The sequence below is a fragment of the Brucella pseudintermedia genome (assembly GCF_008932435.1).
In the GTDB taxonomy this organism is placed as follows: Bacteria; Pseudomonadota; Alphaproteobacteria; order Rhizobiales; family Rhizobiaceae; genus Brucella; species Brucella pseudintermedia.
In genome coordinates this window covers 90,118-106,054 of sequence record NZ_WBWE01000009.1, presented here as the reverse complement: position 1 = coordinate 106,054, position 15,937 = coordinate 90,118, and the positions used below count along the sequence as shown (strand labels likewise).

Sequence of the window (15,937 nt, the reverse complement as noted above, 5' to 3'; positions counted from 1 at the left end):
AAGGCCCGCGCGTGCGGGCCTTTTTTGATGTCTAATTCTGCGCTGGCGGGGTGGTCGGGGGAGCCGGAGCCGGTGTTGCAGGCTCGCTCTGTGTCGCCGGTGGCGGCGAAGGCGGAGCGGAAGTATCGGTCCCGCTGCCATTGCGGTAGAAGAAGTAGCCCAGAAGGATGATCGCAGCCAGAAGCACCGCGCCAAGCAGATAGCCGCTTCCGCCCCGATTGGGCGGTGGCGGGGGCATTCCGGTTTGGCCAGTCGGGTCCGAAAGGTGCGGATCTCTGGTTCGCGGGTCGAGGGGATCAACCATATCGGGTTCCTCCAATGGTTCCTTCCATCATCGAAGCGATAGCCGGGAAGCGCCGGTTGGCCGGGTATTGGGTCATTCATGAACCGCTTCAGCACCAACCGCATCATGTTGCGAAAACACACCCGGTATATAACAATGCGAAAAAGCGAGGATCGTTCCGAAAACTCCAAGATAAGAAAGGAGTATGGATTGATAGGTCTGCGGGAACGCGCGATGAATATGCTGTTAACCCGAGCGAAACTGCCTATCGCTATGTATATTCAATCACGGAAGTGGTCCGGGAAGCCGGATTATGATCGATCAACTGACTATGCAGGCTTTATCACTGTAAAGCTGGATCATCACAAGCGCTTAAAAGCCACGCCGAAATTTAAGGAAATGATATTATGCCTTCGAAAGAAAATATGAAAACCATTGAGCGCTTCGAAAAGCTCTCGTCGCTTTTGCGCGATGAACAGTTCAAGCTTCTGGATGAAGCAGCCAGAGAAGAAGCGCTTCCGGGAAAATCCATACTGAGACAGATTGCCGAACTGGAACTCAATATTACCGCCATTGAAAATAGCATCACCGATCTTAGAGCCGGTTAGAAATATTCAGGCACATGGGTTCTATAGCGGGATTACCCGATAGCCCTTTGCCCGCAGCAATTCGATTATACCGTCCTTGCCCGGCAGATGTAGCGCGCCCACGGCAATAAAAGCATTTCCCTTGTCGATAATCGGGACGGCGCGATCAGCCATGAGGTGATTACGGTCCGAAATGAGATATTTTAAGAATAAATCATAGTCATCGTCGGAAAGGCTGTCGGGAACAATCTTCCGGAGCGTCGGCATGATCATCCCGATTTCACCATCGAGATAGAGGGCAGTCGTCGTCTCCATGGCATCCTCGATCGCATCACCATAATCGATGGTGGCGACAAGGCTGCGGAGGTGGAAATCGAGCGGCATCCGGTTCATCGCGGTGAGCTGCTCTTCCGCGCTTTCAAGGCCCTGAACATCGCGGCCTTCGGCCTGTGCATCGAGGGCAAGCTTTTCATCGAGCGATTTCTCGCCTTCGCCTTGCCGCTCCCTCTCGCATTTGGGAAGGGCCAGCAAGCTGGATAGCACCCATGGTTTCATTTTGGCGACCGCGTCGAGAACAATGCCGCGTTCTGCGAGCTTCCGTTCGATTTCTTCACGCCGTTGCTCGGGGAGATGCGATTTGAGCGTGGTGCCATCGGTGAAAAGCAGCAGCTCGGGTCGTTCCAGCCTCACACGCAGGAAAAACTTCGGGTCCAGAATATCGGTCGTTTCCACGACGACGGTGCTTGCCGATCGATAGGCCTCATCGGCGGCTTTCGCCAGCGTCATGACGCGGGGATCGGAAAAATGCATCGTGCCGAAGAGAAAGGATGGCTCGACGCCCTCCTTGTCGATTTTCCAGAGAAGCCCTTTGCGGTTGGGAATCTTGTCGGCGTCTCGCTGCAACTCCTGCCAGCTTGCCGGGTCTTTCGTCTCCAGCCCCTCGACCAGATTGACGCCGTGCGGGGTGCAAGCAGCGGGTACATTGTCGGCGCGAGCGGGAATTGTGCCTGCAAGACAGGAAAGGAGAAGGGTCAGAAGCAGCTTTTTCATGAGGGCAATATAAGACCGTTTTTCCTGGATGCGAGACCAATATCAAGCGCGCGGATGCGCCTTGTCGTAAATTTCCAGAAGCCGCTCGGTATCCACGCCGGTATAGACCTGAGTAGTTGAAAGGCTTGCATGACCAAGCAGTTCCTGAATGGTCCTGAGATCGCCGCCGCGTCCCAGAAGGTGGGTGGCAAAGGAATGGCGCAGCGCATGCGGCGTCGCACTGTCGGGCAGGCCGAGACCGGCGCGCAGCTTCTGCATTTCGCGCTGGATGATCGCCGCATGAAGAATGCCGCCCTTAGCGCCGCGAAAAAGCGGCTTGTCGGCGGTAAGATGGAACGGGCAAAGCGCCCGATATTGGGCGACGGCGCGATGCACAACGGGCAGCAACGGCACGAGGCGGGCCTTGTTGCCCTTGCCGGTGATGGTGATCGAAAGGGCGGTGCCGTCGGATAAAGCGTCGCCCATGAGGCCAAGCGCTTCTGAAATGCGCAGGCCGCAGCCATAGAGCAATGTCAGAACGGCGGCGTTGCGCGCGGCGATCCATGGTTCCTCTGCCATCTGCCCGTCGGCGGCGACCACGCGGCGGGCATCTTCGGCGGTCAGGGGCTTCGGCAGGGATTTCGGCTGTCGCGGCGCGCGCATGGCACTTGCGCCCGCTGCATTGGCAAGGCCGCGTTTTTCCAGATGGCGCAGCAGCGAGCGAACACCGGCAAGACCACGCCCCAGCGTTCTGGCGCCGACGCCGTCATTGCGGCGGCTGGCCAGAAAGGAGCGCAGATCGGCGATCCGCAGATTGCCGACATCTTTCAGCGACGGCGGCTCGCCCAGATGGCCGGTCAGGAAATTGAGAAACTGGCGCGTGTCGCGTTCATAGGCTTCGAGCGTATTTTCGGACAGGCGGCGCGCATCTTTCAGCGTCTTCAGCCATTCTTCCCGCGCGGCTGCGAGGTCGGCGCGGGCAGGGATCAGAAATTCGCTGTTCGTCGTCATAATCGGGCCGATCGTTCACTCTGGATTCGCGTGCAGTCTGCCAGCGATAGGTTACCGGCTGGTTTTCGTGGGTTGAAGAGCGATTTTCTGACGAAATGACGTGAAAAAGACCGACGAAAGAGCTATTGAACGAAAAATAGTCCTCTCCGTGCAGCAGAAACAAGGTTGGCAATGCCGCGTCCAGAAAACCCGATCCAGCTCGCCGTCATCGGTGCCGCCCATGGCACGCGTGGCGAAGTGCGAGTGAAGACCTTTACCGGCGATCCGCTGGCCATCGCTGAATACGGCCTCCTTTATGACGAACAGGGCAAGAGCTACGAGATTCTGGAAGCGCGTCCTGCAAAGACCGTGGTGGTCGTGCGGTTCAAGGGCATCAATGACCGCAATGCCGCCGAAGCGCTGAACGGGATCGAGCTTTTCATCGATCGTTCGCAACTGCCGGATGACGAACTGGATGAAGACGAATTCTTCCAGACAGACCTCATCGGCCTGCTGGCGGTGGATGCCGAAGGCAAGACCTATGGCGTGGTGAGCGCGCTCTTCGATTTCGGCGGCGGCGATCTCATCGAGCTATCCGAAAAGGGCAAGCGCCCGATGCTCATTCCGTTCACGGAAGCTGCCGTGCCGGAGATCGATTTCGACAAGGGAACATTGCTGGTCGAGCCCTATGCCGCTGGATTGATCGCCGACGATGAGGACGAGCGTCCGCAAAGCGAAAAGAAAAAGCCGAAGAAGTCATGACCGAAGTTTCCAAGGTCGATGCTGAGGCCGGTTTCTTTCATGCATCCGTGCTGACGCTTTATCCGGAAATGTTTCCCGGGCCGCTTGGCGCTTCGCTTGCGGGCAAGGCGCTCGGTGAAGCCAAATGGCGGCTCGATGCGGTACAGATACGCGATTTTGCGGAAGGGCGGCATCGTATGGTGGACGATACGCCATCTGGCGGCGGCGCTGGCATGGTGATGAAGCCGGACGTTATCGCCCGCGCGCTGGATTCGGTTGCCGACGGTCAGCGTCCGATGCTTTTGATGAGTCCACGCGGAAAGCCGCTGACGCAAAAGCGCGTTCGCGAACTGGCCGAAGGGCCGGGCGCGATCATTCTCTGCGGGCGTTTCGAAGGCGTGGATGAACGTGTGATCGAGGCGCGCAATCTTGAGGAAGTATCGATTGGCGATTACATCCTGTCGGGCGGAGAGACTGCGGCCATCGTGCTGCTCGATGCCATTGTGCGGCTTTTGCCGGGCGTGATGGGCAATCGCGAATCCGGCGAGACGGAGAGTTTCGAGACCGGCCTGCTCGAACATCCGCACTACACCCGCCCGCAGGTTTGGGAAGATCGGCCCATTCCCGAAATCCTGACCTCCGGCAATCATGGCGCCATCGATAAATGGCGGCACGAACAGGCTGAGCGGATCACCAGGGAGCGGCGTCCCGATCTTTGGGACGCCTATTGCGAGGGAAAGCGCAAATGAACCTGATCCAGCGGCTCGAAAGTCTTTCCCTCGCGCTGCTGGCGCTTGGAGCCTATTGGGTCAGTGGCGCAAGCTGGTGGATCTTCGCTATCCTCATCCCTGCGCCGGATCTTTCGTTCTTCGGCTATATGAGGGGACCGCGTACAGGCGCGGTCGTCTATAATATTGCTCATAGCTGGATCGGCGTGGTGTTGGTGGCAGTGCTTGGCTGGGCCATGAACTGGCCGCTCTGCCTTGCAATTGCGCTGATCTGGGCCGTGCATATCGGCGTCGACCGTGCACTCGGCTTCGGTCTCAAATATGGATCAGGATTTCAGGATACGCATCTGGGCCGGATTGGCCGTTAGAGCGCCCATCTGATTGGATCAGATCGGCGCTCCAATGTCTTGTTAGGATGCGCTCTAAATAAAAATGCCCGGCAGATGCCGGGCATTTTCGTCTCTTTTTATCAGGCAGAATGCTGACTTGCCGGACTGCGAAGTTCTGTATGCGATCTACGCAACACGAAATAGACGCCGCCACCAATGCCCACGCCGAAGAACCAGCCATAGGTCGCCCACCAGCTCGGCAGAAGATTGGTGGCCATCGGCAGCACGGATGAGAACAAGGCACCGATTGCAAAAGCGATGAAAGCCTTGACGTGCCAGCCATTCTGGAACCGGAACTCACCGTTTTCCTGATAAAGATCAGCCACATTCAACTGTCCGCGACGCAGCAGATAGTAATCGACCATCATGATGCCGAAGATCGGGCCCATTGTGGAGCCGAGGAAGTTGACGAATTGGGCGGCGCCGGTTTCCCACGGTGCGAACGGATAGAGGAACAGTGCGATCAGCGCCGCGATGACACCGCCCCGCTTGAAGGAGATTTTCTGCGGGAATGTGCTGGAAAAGTCGAAGGCCGCGGAAACGAAGTTCGCAACCACGTTGATGCCGAGCGTGGCGACGGTGAAAGTCAGCGCGGCAAGCAGTGCAAGGAACCAGCTATCGAACTTTGCCGAAATCTGGTCGGGATGAAGCAGGACTTCGCCATAAACTGTGAAGGCAGCGGTGGTGGTGACGCCTGCGACAAGGCAGAAGGCCAGAAGATTGACCGGCAGGCCCCAAAGATTGCCGCGCCGCAAGGATGCTTCGTCCTTGGCATAGCGCGAGAAGTCGCAGAAGTTCAGGTAAAGTGCGGCAAAATAGGTGATCCACGTGGCTGCAACCGCAGCAAGGGCCGCGAAGGAACCAGGCTCGCCGGTAACGCCTGCATCTTTCGTTTTTTCGAGAAGCACATCGCGCGGAATTTCGCTGCCGAATGAGAATGTACCGGCCTTGATGACCAGATAGACAGCGAGAATAAGCATCATGATCCAGACTGCCGGACCGGCCCAGTCCTGAAACCGGCGAACGGTTTCCATGCCGCGCTGGATGATGAGAAGCTGGGCTGCCCAAACCAGAACATAGCATATGACTTCCAGCGTCGAGTGGCCGAGCAGATGGCTGTTCTGGTGGAAGGACAGCATGCTTTCGTTGCGGATAAGCAGCGCCACGATGGCGCCGGAGGCCGCGGCTGTCTGTGCGCCATACCAGAAACAGGCGACGACACCGCGCACGAGGGCTGGAAAATTGGCTCCGAACGTGCCGAAGGATGCGCGCGCGAGCACCGGGAAAGGCACGCCCGTCCGCACGCCGGCATTGCCGACCAGCGTCATCAGGAAGAAGATGACCAGCGATCCCGCACCGATCGCAATAAAGAAGTTCAGGAAACTGCCGCATAGAAGAAACAGGCTTGCGGCCAGATAATAGCCCCAGAGGCTGTGAACATCCGACGTCCACACGTTGAAAATGCTGAAGGCGCCCCATTTGCGCTCTTCGGCCGGCGCCAGATCCTCATTATATAAAGCGCGCGATGGATTCTTGATTGTCATGCTGTCCCCTTTTTTTAGCAACAACTTTGAAAGTTGATTACGATTTAAGCTTTTATTGTTGACGATAATTCTGACACAGGCTTGTGCCTGATGACTACGAAAATTTCTGACAGGGCGTGACAAAGCGGTCGTGATGCTGTATGTGCCTGCGGGTTCGGGAAATACCGACATCCAAAACCAATAAATGGTGTACCGCTCCTGCCTGAATTTGAGGGCATAGCCACAGGGCCAAGGATAGCTTGGTGGCAAGTGCAGAGCGCTCTGACTGTTTGAGAAGAATTCAGAAGGAGAAAGACGATGACCGATATCATTCGTCAGCTTGAAGCCGAACAGGCAGCAAAGATCGAAGAAAAGCGCAAGCTTCCAGATTTCCAGCCGGGCGACACGGTTCGCGTTCAGGTTCGCGTTACCGAAGGTACGCGTACCCGCGTGCAGGCCTATGAAGGCGTCTGCATCGCCCGTTCCGGCGCTGGCCTCAATGAAAACTTCACCGTTCGCAAGATTTCCTACGGCGAAGGCGTAGAGCGCGTATTCCCGGTTTACTCCCCGATCGTCGAGGGCGTTGAACTGGTTCGCCGCGGCAAGGTTCGTCGCGCGAAGCTTTACTACCTGCGTGGCCTCACGGGTAAGGCTGCCCGTATCGCTGAAAAGAAAGACAACCGCACCAAGGCCGAGCGCGAAGCCGACAAGGCTGCCGCTGCCAAGGCGGAAGCCGCCAAGGCTGCTGAATAAGCTTTATGATACCCTGTTTGAAAAGGCGGCCTTCGGGTCGCCTTTTTTATTTGCCAAAAGCAAAGACCTGCGTAACATATTGCATAATTCTGCCAGCATTTCGCAAGAATGTTACTGCGACACCCTGTTGCGGTTTCAGTTTCTTGACGAAGCGCGATGGCGGGTGCATATGACAGCCAAGTTTAAGAACTATTCAAAGGACCTCCCGCAATGAGCGCGCCGCGTACACTTTATGACAAGATCTGGGACGACCATGTAGTGGATCAGCAGGAAGACGGAACCTGCCTCCTTTATATTGATCGCCATCTTGTGCACGAAGTGACGAGCCCACAGGCTTTCGAAGGCCTGCGCATGGCTGGCCGCAAGGTGCGCCATCCTGAAAAGACGCTGGCGGTTGTCGATCACAATGTTCCGACCTCGCCGGACCGCATCAACGGTATCAAGAACGAGGAAAGCCGCATTCAGGTCGAGGCTCTGGCCAAGAATGCCGCCGATTTCGGCGTCGAATATTATTCCGAGCGTGACCGGCGTCAGGGCGTCGTACACATCGTCGGGCCGGAACAGGGCTTTACGCTGCCCGGCATGACCATCGTATGCGGCGACAGCCACACCTCCACGCACGGCGCTTTCGGTTCGCTGGCGCACGGTATCGGCACCTCCGAGGTCGAGCACGTTCTGGCAACCCAGACGCTCATCCAGAAAAAAGCGAAGAACATGCTGGTGCGCGTGAATGGCAAGCTGGCGCCTGGCGTCACTGCCAAGGACATCACGCTTGCCATCATTGGCGAGATCGGTACTGCTGGCGGTACCGGCTATGTGATCGAATATGCGGGCGATGCCATTCGCTCGCTCTCGATGGAAGGCCGCATGACGGTCTGCAACATGTCGATTGAGGGCGGTGCCCGTGCTGGCCTGATCGCGCCGGACGAAACGACCTTTGCCTATATCAAGGACAAGCCGCGCGCGCCGAAGGGCGAAGCGCTGGAACAGGCGATTTCCTACTGGAAGACGCTGCATTCGGACGAAGGCGCGCATTTTGACAAGATCGTCGAACTCGACGCTGCCAAGATTTCGCCGGTCGTGTCCTGGGGCTCCTCGCCGGAAGACGTGGTCTTCGTTACCGACATCGTTCCGAATCCAGACGAGATCAAGGACGAGACCAAGCGTGCATCGAAGTGGCGTGCTCTTGATTATATGGGCCTGAAGCCCGGCACCAAGATGACCGATATCAAGATTGACCGGGTGTTCATCGGCTCCTGCACCAATGGCCGCATTGAGGACCTTCGCGACGCTGCGCGCATGGCCGCAGGCAAGAAGGTCGCCGCCGGTGTGAGCGCGATGATCGTGCCTGGCTCCGGTCTGGTGAAGGAGCAGGCGGAAGCTGAAGGTCTCGACAAGATCTTCATCGAAGCCGGCTTCGACTGGCGCGAGCCTGGCTGTTCGATGTGCCTTGCCATGAATGATGATCGCCTGAAGCCGGGAGAACGTTGCGCTTCCACCTCGAATCGCAATTTCGAAGGCCGTCAGGGCTTCAAGGGCCGCACGCATCTCGTGTCGCCTGCCATGGCCGCCGCTGCCGCGATTGCCGGACATTTCGTCGACATTCGCGAGTGGAACTAGAGCATTCCGAACCAAAAGTGTGAAACGGTTGGAAATGCGGCAGAACAAATAGATAGAGCGGTTCCAACGATTCTGTGAAAACAGGGAACCACTCCGAGGCTCCTCGAAGACTCTCAGAAGATCAAACCGCCGGTTCATCCCGGCGGTTTTTCTTTGGCTGTAAATTAGCAGGTTTTTCACGCTTTGATTGTATGGGTGTGCCGGGGTGGCTGGCGTCCGGGAAGACTTTGACAGCCGGCAGGGGAAGAGCACAGATGAATGGAGCCGACTTTATCCTTCTGATCAACATGACCGTCTCCGGTCTGTTTGCTTTCGCGTTCCTCGGCATAGCTGTTTACGCGCGGGATAATGCGGCAGCGCCTGTCTTTGCCTTCGGATTCATTTTCGCAATGCTTTATTTCCTGACAGAGCTTGCCATGCCTTCCATTCCCAATCCCCGCATTGGCTATATGCTGGCCTTTGCGTCCTACTATCTGGCATTGGCCTGTCTGGTCATCGGTCTGGCACGCATGTATGCCCGGCCTGTACCGTGGATCGCGCTTGGGCTGCTGACCGTTGTATCCCTCGCGATAGTTTACAGCATATACGACATTGCCCGCAGCCAGATGATAGGCATGCTTCTCTATCAGGTGCCCTATTTCCTCATCCTGCTTTTGGCCGTGCGGGTGATCCTGCGGGTGGATCGCAATGGCATCGACACCTTGATGGCGGTGCTGTTCGGCATCAGCGCCATCCATTTTCTGTTCAAGCCGGTCATCGCCATGCTATCGGGAGGAACAGGCGTGGAGCCGAAAGATTATATAGATACGACCTATGCGATGTTCTCGCAGTCGATCGGGGCCGCTCTGTCCGTTGCTGGCGGCTTGCTCCTGCTTTTGAGCCTGATGCGGGAGTTGATTGCCAATATGCTGATACGCTCCGAGACGGACCAGCTATCGGGGCTGCTCAACCGGCGCGGCTTCGAGTTTCGAGCCGAAGCCGCGATAGAAAAATCGAAGCGCATGCGGCAGGCCCTGTCGCTCGTCCTTTGCGATATCGATCATTTCAAGGCGATCAACGACACGCACGGCCACGCGTTGGGAGATCGTGTTATTGCTGCTTTCTCCGCCGAATTGCGCAAGGCGGCGAACGGTAAAAACGGAATTTCGGCTCGCATCGGCGGTGAGGAATTTGCGATCATCCTGCCAGGGAACACGATCCAATCGGCATGGCGATTCGCGGAGAAGACACGGCTTGTCTGCCGCGATATCCATATTCCCGGACGAAACGGGACAATTGTTTTCACCGCGAGCTTCGGCATTGCGGAAATGGAATTCGACGATGTGTTTTCCGATCTCTATAAACGCGCGGATGGTGCGCTTTATGAAGCAAAAAAGGCTGGGCGCAACTGCGTCCGCAGCGCGCTGCCGATAATGGTGGACGAAACCGTTCTCGAATTTCGTTCAATGACAGGGCGCTGAACGGCGCGATCAGCGGCAGCCGGGATGGTCCAAAACCGGCGTTTCCCCGCGGTCGATCCCATACATGAAAGAGCGTCCGCGCATCACGACGGCACTTTCGCAATTGCTGTTGGGCTTTGCCACGATGTAGGCGATGGCTTTGTCGCGCGGCACAGAAATTATCCTGATGTGCTGCGGTGGCGTAGAAACAGGCTTTTGCGCCGCGCCGACCCGGATGATCTTCGCGCCATTATCCGGCATCTGGATCACGAGGTTTCCTGATACATCCATGGAACGTATCGCATCGTCGGCGAGTGTGGGGCTAGCCAGCGCGAGAGTTCCGATGAAACCAAGCATTGTCGGTCCGCGCTTTGCCATCATCATTCAAGCCTTGTCAGGTTTCATCAAGAGAATGATGGCTATCTTAACTCTTTCTTTACCTTTGTCATCCGTGCTGGCTACAATCGAACCGCTCTTCCGCGCGCTGCTGCTTCGCAAGGTGGCGCATCGAAGAACTGGAAACGCCAAGGAACGTCCAATGACCAAAGATCATGCCGTCGATATAGCGCTCCTCCATCTGCGGGATGCCCATGAGTTCGCGCCGCTGCTGGCAAGCTACGCGCAGGCGCTGAAGCGGGGGGCGCCACGCCGTCCCGATGATTTTTATGCCGAGCATCTGCTTCAGGACCGTGCCGCTGAAACGCTGGGAGCCCGGGTCGACGGAAACCTGGTCGGCTTCGTGATCTTCTACGACCTGCCCGAACCGGTGACCGGCCTGCGCGCGGGACAGGTCGATCATATCTATGTGCACCACGATCATCGCGGAAAAGGCATCGCCAAGGCCCTGATCGACGTGCTGGCCGACAAGGCCGAGGAGCGCAGCTGGTCCAAGCTGGTACTCAATGCGCCGCGCGTGCCGGAAGACGGGCGCAAGCTCTATGAACAGATTGCGACGGCTGCCGACTGGTCGAGCTATGTGATTCGATTCGGCAATTAAGCGACTTCCCGAAAGTTGATGAAATTACACATGTTTTTGCGGGTTGCGGTCTTCAATCGTTTGAATGCCGCAATCACGCGAATGTGTCGCCAAGGTGCGACCAATTGTTAGTCTTTTCGTGAAAAAGCTTCTTTGACGTGATGGTAAAAGAGCAGTAGAAAGCGCCACATAGGGCCGTACGCCACGGTCCAGCCATATTTTCTTGGGTCGTACCGGCGCGGGATCGTAAAGTCCGGTTCCCTGTGCCGGGGACGGCGTCGAACCAGGGTTCGGCAGAACCCGCAACCCGGCTGCCTTGCTGATCGTCGTCAGCAGAGTGGGGCCGGAGAGAAACGTCAGGGAAGCCTACAGAGCCATGACACAACCGACTGTAACGCGCCAGCGTCCTTTGTCGCCCCACCTATCCGTCTACAAGCCGGTTATTACGATGACGATGTCCATCGTTCATCGTATCACAGGCGGCGCACTTTACTTCGGCACCCTGCTGCTGGCGGCCTGGCTGATTTCGGCTGCGGTCAGCGAGGAGTGCTTCAATACCGTCAACGCATTATTCTCGTCCTGGATCGGCCGCCTGGTCCTGTTCGGCTATACTTGGGCGCTTCTGCACCATCTGGCTGGCGGTGTTCGCCACCTGATCTGGGATACGGGCGCAGGCCTTGAAAAGCACACCGCCTCCAAGATCGCTTGGACGACCGTTGTTTTCTCCGTCATCGCCACGATCCTCGTCTGGGTCGTCGCCTATTCGGTGCGCTAAGGGGAGCTGGTTTCATGAACGGTATGAACAATGATATGCGCACCCCGCTCGGCAAGGTTCGGGGTCTGGGATCGGCCAAGGAAGGTACCGGCCATTTCTGGTATCAGCGCCTGAGCGCGGTCGCCCTTGTGCCGCTGGTCATGTTTTTCATCGGTCTGGTCATTTCGCTCAATGGCGCAAGCTATGCGGAAGTCCGGGCTGCGTTGTCGCATCCATTCACCGCAATCGTGATGGCGCTGTTCGTTCTAACCGGCGTCTACCACATGCGTCTGGGGATGCAGGTCATTATCGAAGATTATGTGCATGGTGAAGGCATGAAGGTCGTGCTGGTGATGCTGAACAGCTTCTTTACCGCTGTTGTCGGCTTCGCCTGCATTTTTGCGATCCTCAAGCTGAGCTTCGGAGGTTGATAGCCCGATGGCTAGTGCAGTAAACAATGCGGCGCCTGCCGCGGCAAGCAAGTACACCTATGTCGATCACAAGTTCGACGTGGTGGTCGTCGGGGCTGGCGGTGCAGGCCTGCGCGCAACGCTCGGCATGGCCGAGCAGGGCCTGAAGACGGCTTGCATCACCAAGGTTTTCCCGACCCGTTCGCATACGGTCGCCGCACAGGGCGGCATTGCCGCTTCGCTCAAGAACATGGGCCCGGACAGCTGGCAGTGGCACATGTACGATACCGTCAAGGGATCGGACTGGCTCGGCGATACCGATGCGATGGAATATCTGGCGCGTGAAGCACCAGCCGCCGTCTATGAACTCGAGCACTACGGCGTGCCGTTCTCGCGTACCGAAGAAGGTAAGATCTATCAGCGCCCGTTCGGCGGTCACATGCAGAATTTCGGCGACGGCCCCCCGGTCCAGCGCACCTGCGCTGCCGCCGACCGTACCGGCCACGCGATCCTGCACACGCTTTACGGCCAGTCGCTGAAAAACAACGCGCAGTTCTTCATCGAATATTTCGCGCTCGATCTCATCATGACCGACGGTGTGTGCACCGGCGTTGTGGCGTGGAACCTCGATGACGGCACCATCCATCGCTTCTCTGCCAAGATGGTGGTTCTGGCAACGGGCGGTTATGGCCGCGCCTATTTCTCGGCTACCTCGGCGCACACCTGCACCGGCGACGGTGGCGGCATGGTGGCACGCGCCGGGCTGCCGCTGCAGGACATGGAATTCGTGCAGTTCCATCCGACCGGCATCTATGGCGCGGGCTGCCTCATCACGGAAGGCGCACGCGGCGAAGGCGGCTATCTGGTCAATTCCGAAGGCGAGCGCTTCATGGAACGCTATGCTCCTTCGGCCAAGGACCTTGCCTCGCGCGACGTTGTTTCGCGCTGCATGACCATGGAAATCCGTGCTGGTCGCGGCGTCGGCAAGAACAAGGATCACATCTTCTTGCATCTTGACCATCTCGATCCAGCCGTTCTGCATGAGCGCCTGCCGGGTATTTCGGAATCGGCCAAGATTTTTGCAGGCGTGGATGTGACCAAGGAACCGATCCCGGTTCTGCCGACCGTTCACTACAATATGGGCGGCATTCCGACCAATTACTGGGGCGAAGTGCTGAACCCGACCGCTGACGATCCGGACCGCGTGCAGCCGGGCCTGATGGCCGTTGGCGAAGCGGGCTGCGCTTCGGTGCACGGTGCGAACCGTCTCGGCTCCAACTCGTTGATCGATCTCGTGGTGTTCGGCCGTGCGGCTGCCATCCGCGCCGGTCAGGTCATCGACCGCAAGTCGAAGATTCCCGATCTCGACCTTGCCGCCTGCGACAAGATCATGGAGCGTTTCGACCGCCTGCGTTTTGCCAACGGCTCCCAGCCGACCGCGGAACTGCGCGAAAAGATGCAGCGCACCATGCAGGAAGATGCCGCCGTGTTCCGCACTTCGGAATCGCTCAAGCAGGGCGTCGAGCGCATGGAAAAGCTCTGGAAGGAGCTGCCGGACGTCAAGGTCACTGACCGGTCGATGATCTGGAACTCCGATCTGGTGGAAACGCTGGAACTGGAAAACTTGATGGCCAATGCGCTGACGACCGTTGTTTCGGCGGAAGCGCGTCACGAAAGCCGCGGCGCCCATGCGCATGAGGATTTCCCGGATCGCAACGATGCCGAATGGCGCAAGCATACCCTGTCCTGGCTGTCGCCGGATGGCAAGGTCAAGCTTGATTACCGTCCTGTCCATCTCGATCCGTTGACGACGGAAGAGGAAGGCGGCATCAGCCTCGCCAAGATTGCGCCGAAGAAGCGCGTTTACTAATCAAGGGAAAGAGCAATGGTTGAACTCGCACTTCCCAAGAATTCCCGTATGCAGGAGGGCAAGACCTGGCCCCGTCCTGATGGCGCAAAGCGTGTCACGGAATTCCGCATTTATCGCTGGTCGCCGGACGATGACGACAATCCGCGCATCGACACCTATTATGTCGACCGTGACGATTGCGGGCCGATGGTGCTGGATGGTCTGCTCTATATCAAGAACAAAATCGACCCGACGCTGACGCTGCGCCGGTCGTGCCGTGAGGGCATTTGCGGTTCTTGCGCTATGAATATCGATGGCGCGAATACGCTGGCCTGCACCAAGGGCATGGACGACATCAAGGGCGCCATCAAGGTCTATCCGCTGCCGCACATGCCGGTGGTGAAGGACCTCGTGCCGGACCTCAGCAATTTCTATGCCCAGCACCGTTCGATCGAGCCCTGGCTCAAGACGGTTTCGCCGGAGCCGCAGAAGGAATGGCTGCAAAGCCATGAGGATCGCCAGAAGCTTGACGGCCTCTACGAATGCATTCTGTGCGCCTGCTGCTCGACTTCGTGCCCGAGCTACTGGTGGAATGGCGACCGCTATCTCGGCCCCGCCGTGCTGCTTCAGGCCTATCGCTGGCTGATCGACAGTCGCGATGAAGCCAAGGGCGAACGCCTCGACAATCTCGAGGACCCGTTCCGGCTCTATCGCTGCCACACGATCATGAACTGCGCGCAGACCTGCCCGAAGGGCCTGAACCCGGCCAAGGCAATTGCCGAAATCAAGAAGATGATGGTCGAGCGCCGCGTGTAATTGCGAGATCGATTCCAAGAACCAAGAGGGGAAGGTCCAAACCTTCCCCCTTTTCCTTTACCTAAACTTTGGTTCACCTTCGTAGAAGGCTTGATCTTTGTAGAGGCACCGATATCTCATTAGGGCATATCCATCGGAGACAGGGCCATCATGCTCGATCATATCGGATTCAACATTTCCAGCATGCCCAAGTCGCGGGCTTTTTATGATGCGGCGCTGGCGCCGCTCGGCATAGGCCGCGCCATGGAATTCGGCGATTGGGTGGGATATGGCCGCAATGGCAAGCCGGAATTCTGGATCGGCAAGCAGAAGGGGGCGAAGCTCAAGGGCGTGCTTCATGTCGCTTTTTCGGCTGGGACCCGCTCCGAGGTGGACCGCTTTTATGAAGCAGCCATTGCCGCTGGCGGCAAGGACAATGGCAAGCCCGGCCTGCGGGCCGATTATCATCCCGACTATTATGCCGCTTTCGTTATCGACCCGGACGGCCATAATATCGAGGCTGTCTGCCACCTGCCGGAATAAAAAGCGAGCTTGCGCCCGCTTCTTATCCTCGCAACTTATATTCGTTCAAGCCAGTTTTGCGTCCAGCGTTACCTCAATAGCGCCCAACGCTTTTGAAAGCGGGCAGGACTGCTTGGCCTTGTTCGCAAGCGCCTCGAAATCTTCCGCTGAGATGCCGGGGATTGTCGCGTTAAGCGTGAGTGCGCTGCGGCTGATTTCAAAGTCGCCGCCGGCTGCGGGGCCGACAGTAACCGCGGCAGTCGCTTCCAGCTTTTCCGGCGGGGTTCCGTGTTCTGTCAGGAGGGCTGAAAGCTGCATGGCAAAACAGCCTGCATGGGCGGCGCCCAGAAGCTCTTCCGGATTGGTGCCGGAGCGACCGCTTTCGTCCTGAAAACGAGCCTAGAAATCGTAAGGCAGATCCTTCAGCGCACCGCTTTGCGTGTCGAGGGTGCCTTTGCCTTCCTTCAGCGTGCCTTGCCAGACGGCGGTTGCTTTTCTGTCCATGGGAAGCTCTCCTCTCGGTTGGGATTTCTCTTCCAATATAGAGCG

18 protein-coding genes and 1 pseudogene are annotated in these 15,937 nt (G+C 57.7%); 13 read left to right on the top strand and 6 right to left on the bottom strand.

The genetic code is table 11. The features are described 5' to 3' along the window. Positions 1-31: 31 nt before the first annotated feature. A complete protein-coding gene (locus F9K78_RS13050; protein WP_121984946.1) occupies positions 32-304 on the bottom strand; it encodes a hypothetical protein in 273 nt (90 codons plus the stop codon). A gap of 386 nt (positions 305-690) precedes the next feature. Between F9K78_RS13050 and F9K78_RS13045 the strand changes: the two genes are divergently transcribed. Next, positions 691-891 (top strand): hypothetical protein, encoded by a 201-nt coding sequence (locus tag F9K78_RS13045; protein ID WP_121982380.1) that lies wholly within the window; start codon positions 691-693, stop codon positions 889-891. Positions 892-912: 21 nt separating this feature from the next. On the opposite strand, the gene F9K78_RS13040 is transcribed toward F9K78_RS13045, so the two are convergent. Further along, positions 913-1,920, bottom strand: a complete 1,008-nt coding sequence (locus tag F9K78_RS13040; protein WP_121984944.1) for a TraB/GumN family protein — start codon at positions 1,918-1,920, stop codon at positions 913-915. Between the two features lie 42 nt (positions 1,921-1,962). Further along, positions 1,963-2,910, bottom strand: a complete 948-nt coding sequence (locus tag F9K78_RS13035) for a tyrosine recombinase XerC (RefSeq protein ID WP_121984943.1) — start codon at positions 2,908-2,910, stop codon at positions 1,963-1,965. Between the two features lie 171 nt (positions 2,911-3,081). Between F9K78_RS13035 and rimM the strand changes: the two genes are divergently transcribed. From rimM to F9K78_RS13020, 3 genes are read left to right on the top strand one after another with little or no spacing between them, the layout of a single operon-like run. After that, positions 3,082-3,651 carry a ribosome maturation factor RimM gene (gene rimM / locus F9K78_RS13030; RefSeq protein WP_121985005.1) on the top strand — a complete coding sequence of 190 codons (570 nt, stop codon included), beginning with the start codon at positions 3,082-3,084 and terminating at the stop codon, positions 3,649-3,651. Then, a complete protein-coding gene (trmD, locus tag F9K78_RS13025; protein WP_121984942.1) occupies positions 3,648-4,379 on the top strand; it encodes a tRNA (guanosine(37)-N1)-methyltransferase TrmD in 732 nt (243 codons plus the stop codon). Before rimM ends, trmD begins: the two co-directional genes overlap by 4 nt. Beyond that, entirely contained in the window at positions 4,376-4,726 is a 351-nt protein-coding gene (locus F9K78_RS13020) for a DUF4260 domain-containing protein (protein ID WP_121984941.1), read from the top strand. Before trmD ends, F9K78_RS13020 begins: the two co-directional genes overlap by 4 nt. Positions 4,727-4,827: 101 nt before the next feature. Here F9K78_RS13020 and F9K78_RS13015 read toward each other — a convergent pair whose 3' ends face one another. Continuing rightward, positions 4,828-6,291, bottom strand: a complete 1,464-nt coding sequence (locus F9K78_RS13015; RefSeq protein ID WP_151682229.1) for an NCS1 family nucleobase:cation symporter-1 — start codon at positions 6,289-6,291, stop codon at positions 4,828-4,830. A gap of 297 nt (positions 6,292-6,588) precedes the next feature. Here F9K78_RS13015 and rplS point away from each other — a divergent pair, with 297 nt between their 5' ends. The 3 genes from rplS to F9K78_RS13000 all read left to right on the top strand — a co-directional run bounded on the left by rplS (position 6,589) and on the right by F9K78_RS13000 (position 10,103). Next, the gene (gene rplS, locus F9K78_RS13010; protein WP_121984939.1) at positions 6,589-7,023 is read left to right on the top strand and encodes a 50S ribosomal protein L19; all 435 of its coding nucleotides are present in this window, start codon (positions 6,589-6,591) and stop codon (positions 7,021-7,023) included. A 210-nt stretch (positions 7,024-7,233) separates the two neighbouring features. Then, the gene (leuC, locus tag F9K78_RS13005; RefSeq protein WP_121984938.1) at positions 7,234-8,643 is read left to right on the top strand and encodes a 3-isopropylmalate dehydratase large subunit; all 1,410 of its coding nucleotides are present in this window, start codon (positions 7,234-7,236) and stop codon (positions 8,641-8,643) included. A 254-nt stretch (positions 8,644-8,897) separates the two neighbouring features. Further along, complete coding sequence (locus F9K78_RS13000) at positions 8,898-10,103, top strand: GGDEF domain-containing protein (protein ID WP_121984937.1); 1,206 nt, start codon at positions 8,898-8,900, stop codon at positions 10,101-10,103. A 9-nt stretch (positions 10,104-10,112) separates the two neighbouring features. Here the strand turns inward: F9K78_RS13000 and F9K78_RS12995 are convergent, their stop codons facing one another. After that, complete coding sequence (locus F9K78_RS12995) at positions 10,113-10,466, bottom strand: hypothetical protein (RefSeq protein ID WP_235925420.1); 354 nt, start codon at positions 10,464-10,466, stop codon at positions 10,113-10,115. 154 nt (positions 10,467-10,620) lie between these two features. On the opposite strand from F9K78_RS12995, the gene F9K78_RS12990 reads away from it, so the two are divergent. From F9K78_RS12990 to F9K78_RS12960, 6 genes are all read left to right on the top strand, one after another. After that, on the top strand, positions 10,621-11,079 hold the full coding sequence (locus F9K78_RS12990; RefSeq protein ID WP_006470954.1) for a GNAT family N-acetyltransferase: 459 nt from the start codon (positions 10,621-10,623) through the stop codon (positions 11,077-11,079). Between the two features lie 355 nt (positions 11,080-11,434). After that, complete coding sequence (gene sdhC / locus F9K78_RS12980) at positions 11,435-11,833, top strand: succinate dehydrogenase, cytochrome b556 subunit (protein WP_121984935.1); 399 nt, start codon at positions 11,435-11,437, stop codon at positions 11,831-11,833. Positions 11,834-11,847: 14 nt separating this feature from the next. Beyond that, complete coding sequence (gene sdhD, locus F9K78_RS12975; protein WP_121982370.1) at positions 11,848-12,243, top strand: succinate dehydrogenase, hydrophobic membrane anchor protein; 396 nt, start codon at positions 11,848-11,850, stop codon at positions 12,241-12,243. Between the two features lie 7 nt (positions 12,244-12,250). Then, positions 12,251-14,092: a succinate dehydrogenase flavoprotein subunit gene (gene sdhA / locus F9K78_RS12970; RefSeq protein WP_121984934.1), complete on the top strand. Its 1,842-nt coding sequence runs from the start codon at positions 12,251-12,253 to the stop codon at positions 14,090-14,092. Between the two features lie 15 nt (positions 14,093-14,107). Continuing rightward, complete coding sequence (locus tag F9K78_RS12965) at positions 14,108-14,887, top strand: succinate dehydrogenase iron-sulfur subunit (RefSeq protein WP_121982368.1); 780 nt, start codon at positions 14,108-14,110, stop codon at positions 14,885-14,887. 150 nt (positions 14,888-15,037) lie between these two features. Beyond that, positions 15,038-15,409 (top strand): VOC family protein, encoded by a 372-nt coding sequence (locus tag F9K78_RS12960; RefSeq protein WP_121984933.1) that lies wholly within the window; start codon positions 15,038-15,040, stop codon positions 15,407-15,409. A gap of 45 nt (positions 15,410-15,454) precedes the next feature. Here F9K78_RS12960 and F9K78_RS12955 read toward each other — a convergent pair. Further along, a pseudogene (locus F9K78_RS12955) lies at positions 15,455-15,892 on the bottom strand (OsmC family protein). Between the last annotated feature and the right edge of the window lie 45 nt (positions 15,893-15,937).